20 protein-coding genes are annotated in these 18408 nt (G+C 58.9%); 11 read left to right on the top strand and 9 right to left on the bottom strand.

The features are described from left to right. Positions 1 to 83: 83 nt before the first annotated feature. Together mtxX and CUJ86_RS04640 are read right to left on the bottom strand one after the other, a co-directional pair. Complete coding sequence (mtxX, locus tag CUJ86_RS04645; protein WP_130646400.1) at positions 84 to 848, bottom strand: methanogenesis marker protein Mmp4/MtxX; 765 nt, start codon at positions 846 to 848, stop codon at positions 84 to 86. After that, positions 845 to 1852 (bottom strand): methanogenesis marker 2 protein, encoded by a 1008-nt coding sequence (locus tag CUJ86_RS04640; protein WP_130646399.1) that lies wholly within the window; start codon positions 1850 to 1852, stop codon positions 845 to 847. Before CUJ86_RS04640 ends, mtxX begins: the two co-directional genes overlap by 4 nt. Positions 1853 to 2038: 186 nt before the next feature. On the opposite strand from CUJ86_RS04640, the gene CUJ86_RS04635 reads away from it, so the two are divergent. Next, a complete protein-coding gene (locus CUJ86_RS04635) occupies positions 2039 to 3412 on the top strand; it encodes a replication factor C large subunit (protein WP_235855580.1) in 1374 nt (457 codons plus the stop codon). Here CUJ86_RS04635 and CUJ86_RS04630 read toward each other — a convergent pair. After that, positions 3409 to 3810 carry a UPF0146 family protein gene (locus tag CUJ86_RS04630; protein WP_130646397.1) on the bottom strand — a complete coding sequence of 134 codons (402 nt, stop codon included), beginning with the start codon at positions 3808 to 3810 and terminating at the stop codon, positions 3409 to 3411. The two genes, CUJ86_RS04635 and CUJ86_RS04630, sit on opposite strands and share 4 nt — an antisense overlap. On the opposite strand from CUJ86_RS04630, the gene CUJ86_RS04625 reads away from it, so the two are divergent. The 5 genes from CUJ86_RS04625 to CUJ86_RS04605 all read left to right on the top strand — a co-directional run bounded on the left by CUJ86_RS04625 (position 3790) and on the right by CUJ86_RS04605 (position 7028). Next, on the top strand, positions 3790 to 4359 hold the full coding sequence (locus tag CUJ86_RS04625; RefSeq protein WP_328590944.1) for an archaemetzincin family Zn-dependent metalloprotease: 570 nt from the start codon (positions 3790 to 3792) through the stop codon (positions 4357 to 4359). The genes CUJ86_RS04630 and CUJ86_RS04625 overlap by 21 nt on opposite strands. Before the next feature lie 107 nt (positions 4360 to 4466). After that, positions 4467 to 5012: a universal stress protein gene (locus tag CUJ86_RS04620; RefSeq protein ID WP_130646395.1), complete on the top strand. Its 546-nt coding sequence runs from the start codon at positions 4467 to 4469 to the stop codon at positions 5010 to 5012. 8 nt (positions 5013 to 5020) lie between these two features. Beyond that, positions 5021 to 6292 carry an ArsB/NhaD family transporter gene (locus tag CUJ86_RS04615; RefSeq protein ID WP_130646394.1) on the top strand — a complete coding sequence of 424 codons (1272 nt, stop codon included), beginning with the start codon at positions 5021 to 5023 and terminating at the stop codon, positions 6290 to 6292. A gap of 60 nt (positions 6293 to 6352) precedes the next feature. Further along, a complete protein-coding gene (locus tag CUJ86_RS04610) occupies positions 6353 to 6574 on the top strand; it encodes a hypothetical protein (protein ID WP_207231384.1) in 222 nt (73 codons plus the stop codon). Between the two features lie 4 nt (positions 6575 to 6578). Then, positions 6579 to 7028, top strand: a complete 450-nt coding sequence (locus CUJ86_RS04605; protein ID WP_130646393.1) for a universal stress protein — start codon at positions 6579 to 6581, stop codon at positions 7026 to 7028. 18 nt (positions 7029 to 7046) lie between these two features. On the opposite strand, the gene CUJ86_RS04600 is transcribed toward CUJ86_RS04605, so the two are convergent. The 4 genes from CUJ86_RS04600 to nadX all read right to left on the bottom strand — a co-directional run bounded on the left by CUJ86_RS04600 (position 7047) and on the right by nadX (position 10628). Continuing rightward, positions 7047 to 8042: a HEAT repeat domain-containing protein gene (locus tag CUJ86_RS04600; protein ID WP_130646392.1), complete on the bottom strand. Its 996-nt coding sequence runs from the start codon at positions 8040 to 8042 to the stop codon at positions 7047 to 7049. 90 nt (positions 8043 to 8132) lie between these two features. Next, on the bottom strand, positions 8133 to 8972 hold the full coding sequence (gene nadC, locus CUJ86_RS04595) for a carboxylating nicotinate-nucleotide diphosphorylase (RefSeq protein ID WP_130646391.1): 840 nt from the start codon (positions 8970 to 8972) through the stop codon (positions 8133 to 8135). A gap of 7 nt (positions 8973 to 8979) precedes the next feature. Then, complete coding sequence (gene nadA / locus CUJ86_RS04590) at positions 8980 to 9873, bottom strand: quinolinate synthase NadA (RefSeq protein WP_130646390.1); 894 nt, start codon at positions 9871 to 9873, stop codon at positions 8980 to 8982. Further along, on the bottom strand, positions 9870 to 10628 hold the full coding sequence (gene nadX / locus CUJ86_RS04585) for an aspartate dehydrogenase (protein ID WP_130646389.1): 759 nt from the start codon (positions 10626 to 10628) through the stop codon (positions 9870 to 9872). Before nadX ends, nadA begins: the two co-directional genes overlap by 4 nt. A gap of 164 nt (positions 10629 to 10792) precedes the next feature. Here nadX and CUJ86_RS04580 point away from each other — a divergent pair, with 164 nt between their 5' ends. Next, positions 10793 to 12016, top strand: coding sequence for a MiaB/RimO family radical SAM methylthiotransferase (locus tag CUJ86_RS04580; RefSeq protein ID WP_130646388.1), 1224 nt, complete (start codon positions 10793 to 10795; stop codon positions 12014 to 12016). 34 nt (positions 12017 to 12050) lie between these two features. Beyond that, the gene (locus CUJ86_RS04575; protein WP_130646387.1) at positions 12051 to 12593 is read left to right on the top strand and encodes a hypothetical protein; all 543 of its coding nucleotides are present in this window, start codon (positions 12051 to 12053) and stop codon (positions 12591 to 12593) included. A gap of 50 nt (positions 12594 to 12643) precedes the next feature. Here the strand turns inward: CUJ86_RS04575 and CUJ86_RS04570 are convergent, their stop codons facing one another. Then, on the bottom strand, positions 12644 to 13096 hold the full coding sequence (locus CUJ86_RS04570) for a hypothetical protein (protein WP_130646386.1): 453 nt from the start codon (positions 13094 to 13096) through the stop codon (positions 12644 to 12646). A 109-nt stretch (positions 13097 to 13205) separates the two neighbouring features. Then, positions 13206 to 13616: a response regulator gene (locus tag CUJ86_RS04565; RefSeq protein ID WP_130646385.1), complete on the bottom strand. Its 411-nt coding sequence runs from the start codon at positions 13614 to 13616 to the stop codon at positions 13206 to 13208. A 410-nt stretch (positions 13617 to 14026) separates the two neighbouring features. Between CUJ86_RS04565 and CUJ86_RS04560 the strand changes: the two genes are divergently transcribed. From CUJ86_RS04560 to CUJ86_RS04550, 3 genes are read left to right on the top strand one after another with little or no spacing between them, the layout of a single operon-like run. After that, the gene (locus tag CUJ86_RS04560; RefSeq protein ID WP_130646384.1) at positions 14027 to 15142 is read left to right on the top strand and encodes an FIST signal transduction protein; all 1116 of its coding nucleotides are present in this window, start codon (positions 14027 to 14029) and stop codon (positions 15140 to 15142) included. Beyond that, positions 15135 to 16775 (top strand): sensor histidine kinase, encoded by a 1641-nt coding sequence (locus CUJ86_RS04555; RefSeq protein ID WP_165394780.1) that lies wholly within the window; start codon positions 15135 to 15137, stop codon positions 16773 to 16775. Before CUJ86_RS04560 ends, CUJ86_RS04555 begins: the two co-directional genes overlap by 8 nt. Then, positions 16772 to 18343 carry an ATP-binding protein gene (locus CUJ86_RS04550; protein ID WP_165394779.1) on the top strand — a complete coding sequence of 524 codons (1572 nt, stop codon included), beginning with the start codon at positions 16772 to 16774 and terminating at the stop codon, positions 18341 to 18343. Before CUJ86_RS04555 ends, CUJ86_RS04550 begins: the two co-directional genes overlap by 4 nt. Positions 18344 to 18408 lie beyond the last annotated feature (65 nt).

Below are 18408 nucleotides of genomic sequence, written 5' to 3'. Positions count from 1 at the left end.
GATGGATTCATCGTGGAGATGCGGATCAGATGACATATCTTAAGGAAAAGTGCAGATTAATTTTAAGAGGGCTATTTTAAAATTTAACCCTTAATTTCAGGATTTTTGGGACGAATCATCGATGCGGCGAGTTCAACGGCACCGGTGTAATCTGGAGAGGCGCGCGACGTATCTACGAATATCCTGTCGATATTCACTACCGGTGCCCCATGCCCCGTTCCCTTTCCAAGTAAGGCGAGTGTTCTGAAGATGAGGTTACCGGAGATGCCGTCAGGGGCAATGATCACCCCACACCGCCCCACGGCATCCTCGATCAGGATCTCTCCATGCTCATACCCCCCGATCCGTGCCACCAGTTCTGCATCGGCCATGGAGCGGTCCACAACAGGATGACGCCCGAGATCGCCGAGACGACCCCCGGAGAGCACTGCGACATCTTCGGGCAGTCCGAGTCCGGCGGCGATCGCCTGTGCCTTGCCGGCAAGGGAGAGACGGTCAGAAATGCTCCACCCCTCATCAACACCGACCGGCGCCAGCAGAAATCGAACACCATCCGCCGTTTCCAGCAGGGCGATCCGCTCGAGGCGGTCGACGCCGCATGCCTGTTTCAGGCATTTCAGTGTCTCGTTCGCCGGGAGACTACCCCTGACCGCCGCGTCGATCCGTCCGGCCGCCAGATCCGCCACCAGCGCCTCCCAGGGGAGATCGCTCTCCCGGCATTCCCCCTCCATGGCACCGGGGAAGCAATAGGGGACGATACGCAGATCATCGCCCTTTCGTTCGGCCATCCGCTCCACCGTCCGCCTTACCTTTGCGGGTTCAACCCCCGCACCGATGCCGACGATCATACCAGGCGTGCGTTGTCCAGGATCCGCATGATCCCTTCCTGCTTCAGGTCAAAGACAGAGGTGGTGACCCCTTCATAGGAGACAGAGAGGGTATCGGTATCGTCGATCCAGCCAATCGCCGCCGCATTCATCCCTGCCTCACGGAAGAGACGGCAGACCTCGTCGGTATGCTCGTCCCTGCAGGTGAGGATGAAACCCATGCCCGGGTACATCCGCACCCAGTGCTCGAAGGTGATGTTGTTCGTGCGCAGGTCGGGACGGGGGATGGCATCGAGTTCGATCACCGCACCCCGCTTCGAGACCTCAAGGAGCATCCCGAGGGTTCCGATCACGCCGGGGTTCGAGATGTCCTTGCCGGCGGTGACGAGATGGCGGCGGGCGAGTTCCTGCATCACACCGATCTGTTCCCTGACCTCCTCGGCGGACTTCATCGTCACCGAGTCCCAGTTCAGGATGCAGGAGGGATGGACGCGCCCATCGAGATCAATGGCGGCGATCACCCGGTCGCCGGGCCGGGCGCCGCTGGAATAGATCACATCGTCCACCCGTACGGTGCCGAGGATTGCCACATCGATGACCGAATAGGGAGTATCAGGATGAAGGTGTCCACCGACGATCGGCACGCCGAACTGGGCCGATGCCGTCTGCATCCCCCTGGTGACCTCGCTCCGGATGGTGCTGCTGGTAAAAGAGAGCACATCGACCATGGCAAGAGGGGTTCCGCCCATGGCGGCGATGTCATGGACATTCACAAGAACGGCGCAATAGCCTGCCCAGAAGGGATCGGCCTCCATCAGTTTGCTCCAGATCCCGTCGGCAGCGAGCAGGAGGGCATTACCGTCCTGCCGGATCACCGCTGCATCCTCACCGAACGAGGCGACGACGTTTGGCTGGTCCTGAATTCGCAGGCATTCGATCAATTCGCCAATGTCGCGTTTTCTCGTCACCCCCTCGTATTCTCTAACCGATCTGGCGACTGAATCGGGGGAACACTTCTCTGTCACGATAACACCAACATCCTGTAAGCTTGTATGGTGTTCTGTTTCATCAAAGATAATGTATGTGATTGATTGCTGAAAGCACCGTCGGTCATGGATTGCCGGGAGGTCCGGTATTTTCTGAATGGTTCTGCCCCTCCCAACCATCAAATAACATCCCGGCCAAGTACTCATTCAGGAGCATCCGTGACCGTGGCCTCTGAAATCACCGCACAGGACTGGACTGAGAAGTACCGCCCACACAGCCTGACCGATCTCGTCGGCAACGGCCCTGCCGTCCGGGAGCTCGTCGACTGGGCGCGGTCATGGAAGGTCGGGAGTCCGCCTCTCATTCTCCACGGAAAACCCGGTATCGGCAAGACTTCGGCCGCCCATGCCCTCGCACATGACATGGAGTGGGAGATCGTGGAGCTCAACGCCAGTGACCAGCGGACGAAGGCGGTGATCGAGCGGATCGCCGGGACATCGAGCGCCACACGGAGCCTCAGCGGAGCAGAACGCAAACTGATCATCCTCGATGAGGCCGACAACCTCCACGGCACGGCCGATCGGGGCGGCGCCCGGGCGATCATCGAAATCATCAGGACGTCCAGACAGCCGATAGTGCTTATCGCAAACGACCTCTACGGGCTTGCAAAGGAGCTCAAGGCCATTGGAGAACCGGTGCAGTTTCGGGCGATCCAGGCCCGCTCAATCGTGCCCCGACTCCGTGATATCTGCCGGGAGGAGGAAATCGCCTGCAGCCCGGCGGCGCTGACAAAGATCGCAGAAAACGCCGGAGGGGACGTGCGGTCGGCCGTGAACATGCTCCAGGCATCGGCGATCGGGCGGCAGGAGGTCGATGAGGAGGACGTCCAATCATCGAGCAAGGACCAGCGTGCGACGATCTTCGACCTGATTGCGGCCACCTTCGCCGGAAAACCGGACGTCGACCTCCTGAACCTCAACAGGGCCGTCGATGACACACCCGACACCGTCGTGCAATGGATCGAGGGGAACCTCCACGCACTCACCGACCCGACAGCAGCAGCAAAGGCATATGCCGCTGTCTCGCGGGCTGACGAATGGATCGGGCTCACCTACCGGCGGCAGTACTATACCCTCTGGCGCTATGCCAATGCGACGATGCTCCTCGGCGTCAAGGCGGCGGCAGGCGGCGCCGGGATCCGCCAACGGATCATGCCGCCCTCCCGCTGGCGGCGGATGGGCGCCGCACGCAAACAGAAGGCGGTGCGGGCGTCGGTGATGCAGAAACTCTCCCGGGCGATGGACCTGCCCCAGCACACCATCAGGGAGGAGTACCTCACCCTGCTCACCCTGCTCATCGAGGATCACCCCCTCGCCTTCGCTCGCAACCTCGATCTCGATGCCGACGAACTGAACTTTTTCCTCCACGACAAACAGCGGGCCCGCTCAGTGATCAAGGAGATGAAGGCGCTCCAGAAGGGACTGAAGAAAAAGGAGGAAACCGTCCCTGAACCCGAGGAACCGCCTGCCGCCGACCCCCCGAAAAAAGAGGAACGGCAACCGACGCTGAATCAGGCAACCCTTTTCGATTCGTTCTAAGACCGGACATAGCGGTGGAGGACGATCCCGCACTCGATCACCTCGCCGCCGTCGAGATACACCTCGTTCCCGAGGTGGTAGACGATCAGGTCGCAGCGGAGGGAGCGGGCGAGATCGATGAGGGGGGGGATCATCTCCACGCCGGGCCGCACCGCATAGATCAGGTCGGCGCCTGCATACCAGGAATGCTCCGGGGTGAAGACATCGTCGCGCCGCACCTCCACGCCGGGTATCAGGGGTGGTTCCCTGATGTCTGTCGCCCGGACCCGCAGACCGGCACGGACACAGCGTTCGGCAACTGCGGCGTTCTGCCCGACGCCGATCTCGATGACGTTGTGATAGTTTCTGGCGATATACTCGCCGAAACAGGCTTCAATATGTTTATACGCGACCGACACGAAGATCTGAGTACAATGGGCATTACGATTATTTGGGATCATCAGGTGCCGGTCGGACTCCGCCTCCCGGTCGCCCGGCGCGTCGAGATGATCCTCGGTATGCCGGTCAGCAATGCCGATGCCGCTGCCCTGATCAACGGCTACCACCCTGAACGGAGTCAGTATGATGCGGCCGCCATCCTGGAGCGTGTGCTGCTGATGAAGAATCGGGCAGGATGCACCGGCCCGGTCCTTCTGATCGTCACCCACGACCTCTTCGTCGGCGGATGCGACTTCGTCTTCGGACTTGCCCGCCCGCAGACCGGGTGCGCCGTCATCTCGACCGCACGACTCGACAACCGTTTCTACGGGAGACCGGAAGACTTCAACGACCTGGCGGACCGGGCGGCAAAGGAGGGCAGTCATGAACTGGGGCATCTCTTCGGGCTCGAGCACTGCACGGACCGGGAGTGCGTGATGTTCAAGCCTGCCACCCTGGCCGAACTCGACCGGAAGAAAATGGCGCTCTGCCCGGACTGCCGGCGACGCCTTGGTAAACACTCCACCTGATCGGGCGGAGCGGGCATCCATCCCTTCCGTCCGGGAAAACCCTTCAGAGTTGCAGCGATACCACGAAAAAGGTTAATAAAATCCTGCCGATATCACTGTGGATTACGATGGGGTATTTTACTTCATTGCTGCAGAGGAAGTTCAAGGACGTAGCCGGGAAACGCTATGAAACAGTGGTGAAGGAGTACAGGGAGTTCCTGCTCACCGAGGAGGAGATGATGCTCCCCGAGATTCACAGCATCCTGATGCCCCTGGACTATTTCGTCCAGGAGATCCCGCCGGCACTCTTTGACATCCTCTCCGCATACGAGGGAGCGACGGTATCGGTCGTCTATATCATCGATATGGAGGTGATCCGTATCGTCGAGGACACACTCGACGAGGCGGCGATCGCCGAGTTCAGGCGGAAAAGAGAGGCATATGGCAACGATATCCTGGACCGGGCGACCGAAGCCCTGGAGACCGCCGGCCTCACGGTGAAGAGCCGCATGTTCTCCGGAAAGAAGTTCGACCATGTCATCCAGCTCGCCGGCGATCATGACCTGATCGCCGTTTCAAAGCGTTTTGCCGCCACAATGACTGATGTCGCCCCGGTCAGCCCGGTCACAATGAAGCTGGCACAGATGGTGACGACACCGATGATCGTCTACTGAGGATATTCATGAATGCAGAACTGCTGGCAATCGGGGTATTCATCGTTACCTATGCCCTGATCATCGACGAACGCATCCACCGCGCCGTTGCCGCCCTCGCAGGCGCCTCCGTGATCGTGTTTGCACAGATCGTGCCCTGGGAGAAGATCCCCGAGTACCTCGATCTCGGCACCATCTTCCTGCTGATGGGCATGATGATCATCGTCAACACCGCACGCAACAGCGGACTCTTCGAGTACATCGCCATCAGGACGGCAAAACTCGCAAAGGGATCACCGATGGGGGTGCTGATCCTCTTCTCCATCGTGACAGCGGTCGTCTCCGCATTCCTGGACAACGTGACGACCGTCCTCCTCCTCACACCGATGCTCCTCTATATCGCCAAACTGATGAAACTCAATCCCGTCCCATTCCTCCTCTCCGAAATCTTCGCATCCAATGTCGGCGGAGCGGCGACCCTCATCGGCGACCCCCCCAACATCATGATCGCGTCGGCCGCGGGTCTCTCCTTCAACGAGTTCCTGATCAATATGGGACCGGTCGTGATCGTGGACATGGTGATCATGCTCGGCATGCTCTACCTGATCTATGGCAAGACACTGCGGGTGCGCCCTGAGGAGCAGGCGAAGATCGTGAAGACAATCGACGCACTCGACGAACGGGCGGCGATCCTGGACCGCTCCCTCTTCAACAAGTCGGTGATCACGATCCTGCTCGTGGTCGTGCTCTTCTTCGTCCACAGTCAACTCGGGCTGGAACCGGCGATCATCGCCATGACCGGCGCCGCAATCATCCTGTTCTGGAGCAGGGCGCCGCCCGAGGAGATCTTCGAGCGGATCGAATGGCCCGCCCTCTTCTTCTTCGGCGGACTCTTCATCATCGTCGGCGCACTGGTCGAGACCGGACTGATCACGCAGATCGCAGAGTTCGTCACCGAACATGTCTCCTCGACCGGCGAGGCGATGATCATCATCGCCTGGTTCGCGGCGTTTGCCTCGGCGATCGTGGACAACATCCCGCTCACCGCCACCCTCATCCCGCTGATCAAGGATATGGGGACCACGATGGACATCTACCCGCTCTGGTGGGCGCTCTCCCTGGGGGCATGCATGGGCGGGAACGGCACCGCCATTGCCGCATCCGCCAATGTCGTCGTGGTGGGGATCGCCGAGCGTGAGGGCATTTCCATCAGTTTCATCGAATTTCTGAAGATGGGCATGCTCATCCTGGTGGTGACCGTCGCCATTGGTCTCGGCATCCTGCTGCTGTTCTATACCTGATGAGGGCACCCCTCGCTCACCGCCTCCCTCATCCCGCTAATCAAGGATATGGGGACCACAATGGACATCTACCCACTCTGGTGGGCGCTCTCCCCGGGGGGGCAGGCCTGGGCGGAAAACAGCACCGCCATCGGTGCCCCGGCGAACCTGATCGTCATAGGAATCACCGAGCGGGAAGGCATAAATATCAGATTTGTTGACTTCCTTACGATAGGAATGGTCGTTCTCGTCGTCAGCGTGGCGATCGGCCTCGGCATACTCTGGGTACGCTTCATATGGTGATGAGATGAAAATACTGGCATTAATCGACGGATCAAAGTGGAGCCACAAGGGTGCACTGCACGCCACCGCAATCGGAAAGAAGAAAGGGGCAGATGTAGTGCTCTTTTCAGTGCTCGACCGGCGCGAGGCGCGGACGATGGCCTTCAACTACTGCACGCAGAGCGATCAGTGCGAGATCATCGGCACCTATGAGCAGAACATCTGGCAGGATATGCAGAAGAACATACAGACCGAGCTGGACTCAATCCAGGGGTTCTGCAGCCGCGAGGGGTGCCGCTGCACCACAAAGATCACCGAGGGCGACCGGCGGGACGAGATCGTCCGCGAGATCCGGGAGGGCGGTTACGGGCTGGTGGTGATGGGCGCCTACGGGCGGAGTGGGAAGGCCCAGATCGGCAGCTGCCTCGGTGAGATCTGCGGCGATATCGATGTACCGGCACTGATTGTCCGGTGAAGGAAAGAGAATCGGAGTTTATCGATTTTTTGCGGCGATCTGTGCAAGGGCGTTCACGATCGCCACCCGCACACAGGGGTCGCAGGAGTCATAGATCTGCGTGAGGGGAGCGCTGGCGCACGGGTCACCGATCCGACCGAGCGCCTCGGCGGCCTCATACCGGCATTCCTCGTCGTGCCTGAGCACGGCGATGAGGGCGTCCACCGCACCGGAATCGCCGATATCGCCCAGGATGCCGGCGGCGGTCCGTCGCACGTCTGAGGATTCGTCGGTGAGGAGGTTGAAGAGGGGTTCGAGGTCTGCGGATCCGCCGGACCGCACGATCGCCTCGGCGGCGACGAGTCTGACCTCCCAGTTCTCATCTTTTATGCAGCAGATCAGGGCATCGAGGGCTGCCGGATCCCCGATCTTGCCAAGCGCCTTGACCGCCTCGAACCGGATCTCATAGTTGCGATCCTCGAGCGCCGCAACCAGCGGGGCAACAGCCCGCCGGTCCCGCAGTTCACCGAGGGCGATGATGATCCCGTCTCGACCGTCCGGCCCCTTTTTCTCCTGCAGGGCGGTGATCAGGTATTCGACTGCCCGCTCATCGCCAATCTCACCGAGGGCCGTTGCAGCCCCCCAGCGGACGTCCGGGTCGTCGTCATCCAGGGCAACGATGAGGGGGCAGACCGCCTCTCCCGCCCCCATGCCACCGAGACTGATTGCCGCCTTCCAGCGCACGTCCTTGTCATGGTCCTTCAGCGCCGCAATCAGGGGAGCGACCGACCGGGGATCACCGATCCGGCCGAGGGCCTCGGCGGCACCCCAGCGGACATATTTATTCGGATCCTTCAGGGCGGCATGGAGCGCCACCACGGCCGGCGCTCCGGCATCCACAAGGGAGGAAATCGCCTCCCAGCGGGCAGACAGGCTCGCATCCCCGAGAGAACGGATGAACTCACTGATCTCTCCCTCCAGAGATTCCTCCTCCTCGGAGAGCGATCGGCTACACTGGTCAGTATCTGCGGACATGGTGACGAACCTGAGATGAACGAAACAATACGGCGTGAGACCATAAGAACCTTACCGCCTCCTGCCGAAGACGGAGAAAAAAAGGATAATCTACCCGGTCCGGACGATATCAAGACTGACATCGACGTTTCGGACCGAGTGCGTCAGCATGCCCATGCTGATCAGGTCCGCACCCGATGCGGCATAGGCGTTCAGGGTATCGGAGGTTACACCGCCCGAGATCTCCAGCAGCACCCGCTCGCGCAGTCCGTCGGTATGAAGCGCCGCCACGCTCTCCTGCACCTCCTCAGGGGACATATTGTCCAGGAGCACGATGTCGGCGCCGGCGCGGGCCGCACGCACCGCATCTCCGGGGCACTCCACCTCGGCCTCGATCCGGTGGTAGGGGCAGCCCTGCCGCGCCCGGCGGATCGCATCCTCCAGCCCGACGATGGCGAGGTGGTTGTCCTTGATCAGCACCATATCGGAGAGACAGGAGCGGTGTGCCACGCCTCCACCGAGGACCACGGCCTTTTTGTCGAGGAGACGGAGACCAGGGCAGGTCTTGCGGGTAGAGGCCACCCGCACCCCGGGCGCCGCCGCCTCCACCACCCGCACCGCCGCCCGCGTGGCGGTGGCGATGCCGCTCATCCTCCCGATCAGGTTCAGGGCCGTCCGTTCGGCATACAGGATCGCCCGTGCCGACCCCGAGATCCTGAGCAGCACGGCACCGCCCTCCACATCGTCGCCGTCGGCGGCACCTTCGGCCACAACGGCGCCGAGGTGACGGAAGAGAAACGAGGCCTCCTCAAGACCGGCAACAACTGCCCGCTCCCTGACGACGACAACCGCCTCCGCCGTAGTGTTAACCGGTATCACCGATTCGGAGGTGATATCACCATAGGGAGCGTCCTCTTCGAGAAATGCGATCAGGTGCGCACGGTCGATCACGGGTTTTTCACCTCCGTATGGCGATCATCCGCTCGATTGCGCGGCGGGCCCGCGCGGCGATATCGGCGTCGACCTCCACATTATATTCGCCGGTGCGGAGGGCATGGAGGACGTCGTCGATCGTCGTCAATTTCATATCCTCACACTCGGCGCCCTCCACCGGGTGGAAGACACCCCCCGGAAACTCCCGGCTGAGGCGATAGGTCATCGCCGCATCGGTCAGCACCGTCCACCTCGGGTGTCCTCCGGCCTCCCGCACCATGCCACCGGTGGATGCGATCAGGTCGGAGGCCTGTTGCACCTCGGGAGGACATTCCGGATGGCAGACGACGGCGTCACCCCGCTCCCGCCCCTGTTTCACATCATCCAGGCTGAAGCGCTGATGGACCGGGCAGTGGCCGCCGGGCGGCAGGGGGATGATCCGCTTTTCCGGGACCATCCGTTGCACGTAGCAGCCGAGGTTTGCGTCCGGGCCGAAGAGGATCTCCTCCTCCTCCAGGGAGCGGACCACCCCGACGGCATTTGCCGAGGTGCAGGTGATGTCTGCCTCGGCCTTGCACTCCGCCGTCGAGTTCACATAGAGCACCACGGCGGCACCGGGGTGGCGGGAGCGCGCCTCGCGCACCATCTCCGGGGTGAGGGCCTCGGCAAGTGGACAGGTGGCCTCCCGTACCGGCAGGAGCACCCGTTTGCCGGGGTTGAGGATCTTCGCCGTTTCGGCCATGAAATCCACCCCGCAGAAGACGATCACATCTGCCGTTGTTTCCTTCGCCTTAATGGCCAGTTCGAGGCTATCGCCGACAACGTCGGCGATGTCCTGCACCTCGGGGCGCTGATAGTTGTGGGCCAGGATCACCGCATTCTGTTCAGCGGCCATGCGCCGGATCTCATCGGCCTTCATGTGCCCACCCGCATCGGTTCGGCAAGGTTTTTCAGGAGGGTGACGATGGAGAGGGCGGCAAGATAACTCGTCGCCGGGTTATCAGGACTGGTCCGGTTCCTGACGGTGATGGTGGCCTCCCCGAAATCGCCCTCGATGATGATCTCGTGCACGTTCCGGTCCACGGCCGGATCGGCCCAGAGCTCCACCTCGACCGGACGACCGGCCGCCAGTTCGAGTGCGACCGAAACATTGGTGTTCTTGGGATAGTGCCTGATGCACTCGTTCGCCTGCCCGGAGAAGAGGAGGGTGCGTTCCGTGGTCTCCATATTGAGGGAGCGGGGGTTTTTTGTGGAGCGGAGGAGGAGTTTGCTGATCCCGGAGATCTGCCCGATTTTCAGGTTGTCGAGGCCAAAGATGGCGCCGCTCGGCACATAGATCCGGCGCCCGAGGCGTCTGGCCAGGTCATTGAGGTCCTCCCTGAACCCCTCGTCGGCGAAGGCGCCGACACTCATGACCACCAGGTCCTTCCCGTGCTCAAGGGCCGCCATGGCATATTGGTGGGCAGCCGAGACCGATGCTGCCTCGACGACGATATCGAATTCCTGGTTGAAAAATTCCTCAATATTGGCAAACGCCCTGGCTCCGCAGAGGCGACCCAGTTCCTCGGCGCGTCCGGGCATCTGATCGAAAAGGGCGACAATTTCCACTCCGACATGATTTTTAACAATTATATTCCCGATATTGCCGCACCCCAGCAGACCTATCGTGAGCATTCATATACAATATGCGGACGGGCGGTTAAGCATTGTGATGAGCGCAGGGTGATTACTCTTCTCCGGGCTTCTGAATCCATAAATCGAAGATCCGGCCCTCAGGTGACGACAGGGCGCTGGCGCGATCATGCCCCTGATAAGGGAGGGCGACATACGCTTCTCTGATGGAAAGGCTACGCGATCGGCGGGTATATATCGAGACCTACGGGTGCACCTACAACCATGCCGACACCGGATGGTTGATCGGGATCCTGGAGGGGCAGGGCTGCACCGTCACCGCCGATCCGGCAAAGGCCGATGCCGTGGTCATCAACACCTGCACGGTGGTCGGGTGGACGGAGCGGCATATGCTCAGGCGGATCCGGAGGTATGCAGACCGCCCCCTCTTCGTCACCGGGTGCATGCCGGTGGTCCAGGCACACCTGATCCATGACGCTGCGCCCGATGCCGTGCTCATCATGCCCGAAGAGATCAGAGGACGGAGCACCGCAGCCTGCACCGGCGTTCGGGAGGGGATCGGGATCGTCCAGGTCGCCGCCGGGTGCACGGGATCGTGCGCCTACTGCATCACCCGTTTTGCGCGGGGGCCCCTCTGGAGCAGGGCGGCAGATGAGATCTGCCGGGAGGTGACGGCCCTGGTCGCCGGCGGGGTGGTGGAGGTGCAGGTGACCGGGCAGGACGTCAGCGCATGGGGCCGGGACACCGGCGACGAACTCCCCTCTCTTATCGATGCAATCTCAGCAGTTCCGGGTGATTTCCGCCTGAGGCTCGGGATGATGAACCCGGCAACGGCGATACCGATTGCAGGGGATCTCTCCCGCGCCATCATGGAGGGGAAGGTATATGCCTTCGTCCACCTGCCGGTGCAGTCAGGGTCAGACGCCGTTCTGGAGGCGATGAACCGCGGCTATACGGCGGGGGAGTTTGAATCCCTGGTCGCCACCCTCCGCCGGGATGTGCCCGGGATCCGCATCTCCACCGATTTCATCACGGGCTTTCCGACCGAGAGCGACGAGGACTTCACCGCAAGCCTGGACCTGCTCAGACGGGTGCGCCCGGAAAAGGTGAATGTCACCCGCTACTCGCCGCGGCCCGGGACGCCTGCGGCGGCGTTGAAACCCTGGCCCGAGCGGATCGCGAAGGAGCGATCGCGCCTGCTGGATGCCGCCGCAAAGGAGATCTACCGTGAGCAGAATGCAGAATTCGTCGGGCGGCGCTGTGAGGTGACGGTCACCTGCCGGAAGCGGAACGGTTCGGTGGTGGGGCGGGATGATGCCTACCGGGAGGTGATCCTTCAGGGGGAGTTCAGACCGGGCGAACGCCTCTGTGCGGAGATCACCGGCAACCGCACGGTCTACCTCACCGGGCGGGCCACAGCATCAAAATAGCGGTGGTGATAATACCCATATACGGAGAATACCGATGGACGAGATTGAAGCAGGATATAACGCCCTGATCCGCCGGATCAAAGAGGCTGAAACCGAAAAGGAACAGATGACCGCCGAAGTCGCCGGGAAGAGGGCAGAACTCCTGGCGCGGATGGGAGAGATGGCGGCCCCGATTGTCGGGCGGATCGGAATGAACCTCCTGAAGAAGGGGCGGAAGGACACAAAGGGGGAGATCTTCAATCCCGAATATTACCGGGAGCGGATGATCGTCCTCGGACGGACCGACCCCCTCCCCTATCGCCCGGACGATGCGCAGAAGAGGGTGAACGACCAGTTCTGCACCCTGAATGAGAAGGGGGAGTTCATGGAACTGATGTACTCCACCGAGGGGATGGAGGTGGACTCCTACGCCTGCCCACTCTCAGCGGCAGATGCCATCGAGATCTATGGCGACGAGGTGATGCTGATGCTCTACCGGGCGCTCTCAGAGTACTACAAGGAAGAGGAGGAGACGGTTGCCGCCCTCGGAAGAACCCTCGACCTGATCACCGGAAAAAAAGAAGAGAAGAGCGACTGAACCGGCAGCAGGGGTTCAACCCCTCACCATAGTATTCATCAACATTTTTCTTACTTCCAGGAGAACATCGGGAAGGCAGGTTTGAGCGGGTCGTCGTCATCCATGGATGAGAGCTTGAGGGTGCGGTTGAACCCCCCTCCTTCGGTGTTCCGGTAGGTGATAACGACCTTCACCCGCTCCACCATCTCGGGCAGGGCATGGGTGTACTCCTCTTCCACCCCGAGCACAGGGACGTCGAACTCGATGTTCAACGGTACGAGGGCGACATGAATCCCCTCGGCCGGGGCGTTGCCGCTGTTCTTGAGCTGGACCGCCTTTGCATCCTCGGTGAGTCGGCAGGAGATATCAGGCAAATTTTTTGTGTCGTTCATGATGTGGAGCGACATGGCAATCGTCCCGAAGATGATGGCCACCGACACTCCCATAAACACATCCACGGTGATGGCAAGTGCCCCGCCGATGACGACGCCGACCGCAAGGATGAGGAGATGAAGCCGTTCCATATACAGAGATCGGTTTCATAGGATATAAGGGGATGAGAAATGAGGCGGGCACCCGGAATGCCATCCTGACCACCATCCGCCCTCGAAGCAGGAGAAGGGGGTCGACCAACTACACACATGTTGCAATATGGTCTTGTGTCGGAACAGAGGAGAGTGCCCGTTCAATGGCGGTCTGGAGATCCTCATCGCCGAATGGCTTGAGGATATACCCGGCAGGTCCGGCATCCATTGCCTTTTCTCGCATGGAGATGTCTGAATGGGCGGTGAGGAAGACGACAGGGATGCCATAACGCCCCCTGACGGCGGCAGCGGTCTGTATCCCGTCCATATTGCCGCCAAGGGTGATATCCATGAATATCAGGTCCACCGGATGCAGGGAGAGGTAGTGCAGGGCATCCTCACCGCTCATGGCATATTCGATATCCGGATATCCCAGCTCCTGCAACCGTATCATGATATCAAAGGCGATAATCCCGTCGTCCTCCACCACCATTATCGAAATCTGGTTTGTGCCTGACATCCTCCTCCCGCTCTCCCATCGATCAACGTGCCATTCATCGACATACCACAATATACATTACGATTTATAATTCTTTCGTCATTTGATTGACCCATGGATTGACCTGATCCAGAAAGAACAGATTTTCAGACCGCATCAGAGGAGGGGCAGGCATTTCACAGCAGGCAACCGAGATTACGGATAAAGGGGTGTGAGAATGGCGCCATCATTGCAAAATCGTCAGATTGTCGTGGAGATCCCGTACACGCGCCCATCAAATACCGCATTTATAATTATAATTATAAATAATAAGCAAATATATCAAAATCATTATATGTGATCGCCTCAAGAAGGAACTGTTCGCCACGACCCCGATCAGCTCAACGAGACAAACCGGACAGGAGTGCGGATCTTCGGAGGTGGAGGCCCCCATGTATATTGATGACACTGAGATCGATTCGATTGCCGAGCGGTGCAGGGATGAACCCACTACAGATGATACATCCTTCATGATCCTTCTTGGAGAAGAGAGCGCCACGAATATCGAAAATATGATATCGGAACTGAAATACGACGGCATTTCGTTTTTTGGAGGGGTGTTTCCGGGACTGGTCCACGGGAGCGGGAAAGATGGTGGAGGCGCCATCATCATCCCGCTTCCCACCATCGGACGACCATCCCTCATCCGGGAGATCAACCGTCCGGAAAGGGATCTATCGTGCCTGAGACCACCGGAGATCGGGATGCCGGAAAAAAGGACGGCATGCATACTGATTGATGGTCTTGCATCAAATGTGACAGATTTTCTTTCCTCTGTCCTGAACCGGATCGGCGATGCTGTCCATTATATCGGTGGAGGGGCGGGATTTTCAGATTTTCAACAACGCCCGTGTATTTTTACCAACGAAGGAATCGCCGAGAACGCCGCCGTTGTCGCCATCATCGATCACCAGAGCACGCTCGGGGTCAGGCATGGGTGGGAACGACTGGAGGGCCCATTTGTGGCCACAAAAACAGAAGAGAACCGCATAAAGGAACTGAACTGGGCATCTCCATTTGAAGTCTATTCACAGTCGATATACTCTGACTCAGATCAGGAGATCACCCATGAGGGATTTTTCGATATGGCCAAGGGGTATCCATTCGGGATTTACAGCGAGGGAAACGAGGACATCGTGAGGGACCCCTTTGCGGTGGACGGTGACGACCTGGTCTGTGTCGGCGAAATACCGGAAAACGCCATCCTGCACCTGCTCAAGGGGTCGGATTCCTCCCTCATCGAGGCCGCGGGTCGGGCAACCGCCGACAGTCTCCCACCTCCAGGTGCTGCGATCCGGCATATCCTCGTGATGGACTGCATCTCCCGCGTGCTGTATCTGGAGGATCGGTTCGTCGACGAACTTGCGGTGATGCATCGGACAGTGGGTGCGCGGGGTGGAGGGATAGTGCCTGAAGGGGCGCTCAGCATCGGTGAAATTGCCTCATATGCCGACGGACTCCCGGCATTCTTCAATAAAACGGTTGTTGTGGGATCGCTGTATGACTGAATACACCCCTCATGATGCCGTCATCAACAGCATATCGGTGCTGTATGAACTCTCCCTCTCGGTTGGAAATTCCCTGGATCTGCAGGAGAACTGCCGGATATTTCTGAGCGCACTCCTTGCACGAAAAAACTACTCGTTTGCATCGGTCTGGGTTTTCGACGGTGAGAAGCCAGAAGAGGGAGAGATTTCCGCATCGTTGCGATATGCAAACCCGGATTTCAGGGTAAAAGAGCGGAGTCTGCCGGCAGATAGCCGGATCACATCACTGGTATCACATAATATGCCGGTCACGATCCGGAGTAAAGACCCCCTCTTCTCAGAGATCTGCACGGAGAACGGGATCACAGATGGATCGTATGCACTCTTCCCCCTCGGGACCATTGGATTTCTGAAACTCCACTCAACGAAGAGCACAGGGGTGTTCAGCGCGGTGGAGTTGAGACAACTGGGGATGGTCATGGCAAAATTCGCCACTTCACTCGCTGGATGCTGTGCACATGAACGGGTGCTTCAGGAGATAGCAGAACGGAAAAAAGCGGAAAGAATGCTTCATCTCAGTGAACAACGTTACCATACCATCTTTGACCATGCCTTCGACGGACTTGTTGTATTTGATCCCCGAACCATGATCGTGCTGCTGGCGAATCCAGCGTCGTTGAGAATGTATGGTCTCCCCTTTTCAAAAGACGGTTTTGAAATCGAAAGGGAGAAAATCGAGTTCAATATCCTTGCATTCATCTCTCCCGAATACCGGGACCGCATCATCTCCCTCATCCAGTCAATCCAGGTTTCAGGACAGGACCAGTTTGCAGAGAGCATCCGAACCATCCGGCCTGACGGAGAAGAGATCTGGATCAATGTGGCCGGGACAAAAATGGAATATCATGGAAAAATGGCGATACTTGCATCAATACGAGACGTTTCAGAGAGAAAGCAGTATGAAGACCGTCTGCAGATGTCATTGAATGAAAAAACCGCCCTGCTCAAAGAGGTCCATCATCGCGTGAAAAACAACATGCAGATCGTTTCAAGTCTCCTTCGCCTCCAATCACGATTGATAGAAGACGAAAAAACGCTCGGATATTTCAGGGATGCCGAAAGCAGGATCATGGCGATGGCGCTGGTCCACGAGAAACTCTATCGCTCAGAAACAATGGCATACGTGAACCTCAAGGATTATGCCAGCACCCTTGCTGAAGAACTGATCCGGGCCCATGCCGTCCATACAATGATCGATCTGGAGACCGAGATCGAAACGATTCATGTGGACCTGGACTCGGCGATCCCGATCGGTCTCATCATCAATGAGATCGTCATAAACAGCATCAAACATGCCTTCCACTCGCAGGACCACGGGACGATCTCACTGAAGATACACAGCACACCAAACAGGCATGTGGCCATGATAATCTCTGATAACGGTTGCGGCATGCCCGATCCCGCTCTCTTCCAGAAGTCCCAGTCACTTGGCATCCGTCTGATCACGATCCTGGTGAAGCAGCTCCATGGCAGTATCACCATCGATGGGGGGTGCGGGACCAGACATCAGATCACGCTGATACCGCATGTGCTGGAGGAGGGGATCGGCGTTCAAAACCCGGACGACCGATGCTGCGAGGCGCTGGAGAGATGAAGATCCATGCGCTCATTATCGACGACAGGACAGAGCTGATCTCTGCTGCCCGTTCTGCCCTTGAGGGATCGGACGGCGTCAGTGTTGAGTGTGTGGCATCGCACCGGGAGGCGATGCAGACGATCGGTGACGGTCCCTATGACGCCCTTCTCCTCCCCTCCTCGATCATGGATGCACGGTGGTTGGAGGTTCTGGAGCTGGCCCGGAGCAAAAATCCGGACATTCCCCAGATTATCCTTTCAAACCGGGACGACGAAGAACCGGTGGTCAGCGCCCTGAACAGCGGCGATACGTTCAGCATCCCCTCTGTCGGTGATACCGGGAAATATATGGCAGAACTGGTGTTTCGGATCAGAAATGCCGTATCCCATCAGCGTTCAGAGTTGAGACTCAAGAAATTGACCAGACACTTTCTGATATTGAGCAATGTGAACCATTCAATTGTCCACGCCACCGACCAGGACGAACTGCTCTCCGCCATAGGCAGGATTTTTGTGAGTCTGGGGCCGTACCGGTTGGCATGTGCGGGCGGTGCCGCCGCCCACACGGATCAGGCTTCATACAGAGTGCTGCACGAAAAAGGGGGCCAGAAGAAGATTTTAACAGAGGAAAAGAACACAATTGCAGACCTCATCAGGGGAGATGATCCCGCCGGCGTCATCATCCCTGAGATCAGGCACTGCAGGGACCGGGTCCCGTTCAGTGAGGACGCAGCAGGGCATGGGTGCACCGCCTGCGGAATCTTCCCGGTTCGCCCCCACAACCTGCCGGTCACGGCATTATTCCTCTATGCACCGGACACAGAGATATTCGACGACGAAGAACGACGCACGATTGAGACGGTTACAGCAAATCTCGCCCATGCGATCGACAGTCTTGATCAGGAACAAAGGCGGAAACAGGCAGAGGAGGCACTGAAACAGGTCGTTAAAAAACTGAACCTGATGAGCAGCATCACGCGCCATGACGTCCTCAACCAGGTCACCGTGCTGAAGGGATATCTCGACCTGATCGAGATGGACCCTGACGGATTTTCGAATCCGGATACGCTGAACAGGATGAAGGCCGCGACCGGGACCATCCACGAGTGCATCAATTTTACCAGCATGTATCAGAAAATCGGCGCCTACACTCCGGCATGGCAGAACGTGCATGATGTTGTCGGACGGACTGTCCGGACGATCGACACCGGCACTATAGAGGTCGAAAATCGTTCGGATTCGTGCTGGGTATATGCGGACCCGCTCCTTGAGAAGGTATTCTACAACCTGATCGACAACTCGCTCTCCCATGCAGGAGTGTGCACACGGATCCGCTTCTCAACCCGGAAGGGAGACAACGGCGGGACAATCGTCTACGAGGACAATGGCGACGGCATTCCAACCGACCAGAAAGAACTCATCTTCGATAAGGGCGTGGGAAGGAAAACCGGTTTCGGCCTGTTTCTCGCACGGGAGATCCTCTCCATCACCGGTCTTTCGATCCTGGAGAACGGGACGCCAGGAGAGGGAGCGCGGTTCGAGATCGAGGTCCCGGAAAACGGTTTCCGCCGCCTCTCTCCTGATTGAAATCTGTTGAAGACCGGCGGCGGATCAGATCGGTCGCTCTCTCGACAGAAGGGGAGGGGATCTCC

Origin of the sequence: Methanofollis fontis, assembly GCF_004297185.1 — an archaeon.
Classification (GTDB): Archaea; Halobacteriota; Methanomicrobia; order Methanomicrobiales; family Methanofollaceae; genus Methanofollis; species Methanofollis fontis.
Note: the sequence above shows the minus strand (reverse complement) of the source record. Positions and strands in the feature narration are given on the sequence as shown.

Excerpts from the sequence above, each read along its gene's own strand:
- mtxX (WP_130646400.1), bottom strand. The coding sequence starts at position 848 with ATGATCGTCGGCATCGGTGCGGGGGTTGAACCCGCAAAGGTAAGGCGG.
- CUJ86_RS04625 (WP_328590944.1), top strand. The coding sequence starts at position 3,790 with ATGTTTATACGCGACCGACACGAAGATCTGAGTACAATGGGCATTACG.
- CUJ86_RS04620 (WP_130646395.1), top strand. The coding sequence starts at position 4,467 with ATGGGGTATTTTACTTCATTGCTGCAGAGGAAGTTCAAGGACGTAGCC.
- CUJ86_RS04615 (WP_130646394.1), top strand. The coding sequence starts at position 5,021 with ATGAATGCAGAACTGCTGGCAATCGGGGTATTCATCGTTACCTATGCC.
- CUJ86_RS04610 (WP_207231384.1), top strand. The coding sequence starts at position 6,353 with ATGGACATCTACCCACTCTGGTGGGCGCTCTCCCCGGGGGGGCAGGCC.
- CUJ86_RS04605 (WP_130646393.1), top strand. The coding sequence starts at position 6,579 with ATGAAAATACTGGCATTAATCGACGGATCAAAGTGGAGCCACAAGGGT.
- CUJ86_RS04600 (WP_130646392.1), bottom strand. The coding sequence starts at position 8,042 with ATGTCCGCAGATACTGACCAGTGTAGCCGATCGCTCTCCGAGGAGGAG.
- nadA (WP_130646390.1), bottom strand. The coding sequence starts at position 9,873 with ATGAAGGCCGATGAGATCCGGCGCATGGCCGCTGAACAGAATGCGGTG.
- nadX (WP_130646389.1), bottom strand. The coding sequence starts at position 10,628 with ATGCTCACGATAGGTCTGCTGGGGTGCGGCAATATCGGGAATATAATT.
- CUJ86_RS04580 (WP_130646388.1), top strand. The coding sequence starts at position 10,793 with ATGGAAAGGCTACGCGATCGGCGGGTATATATCGAGACCTACGGGTGC.
- CUJ86_RS04575 (WP_130646387.1), top strand. The coding sequence starts at position 12,051 with ATGGACGAGATTGAAGCAGGATATAACGCCCTGATCCGCCGGATCAAA.
- CUJ86_RS04570 (WP_130646386.1), bottom strand. The coding sequence starts at position 13,096 with ATGGAACGGCTTCATCTCCTCATCCTTGCGGTCGGCGTCGTCATCGGC.
- CUJ86_RS04565 (WP_130646385.1), bottom strand. The coding sequence starts at position 13,616 with ATGTCAGGCACAAACCAGATTTCGATAATGGTGGTGGAGGACGACGGG.
- CUJ86_RS04560 (WP_130646384.1), top strand. The coding sequence starts at position 14,027 with ATGTATATTGATGACACTGAGATCGATTCGATTGCCGAGCGGTGCAGG.
- CUJ86_RS04555 (WP_165394780.1), top strand. The coding sequence starts at position 15,135 with ATGACTGAATACACCCCTCATGATGCCGTCATCAACAGCATATCGGTG.
- CUJ86_RS04550 (WP_165394779.1), top strand. The coding sequence starts at position 16,772 with ATGAAGATCCATGCGCTCATTATCGACGACAGGACAGAGCTGATCTCT.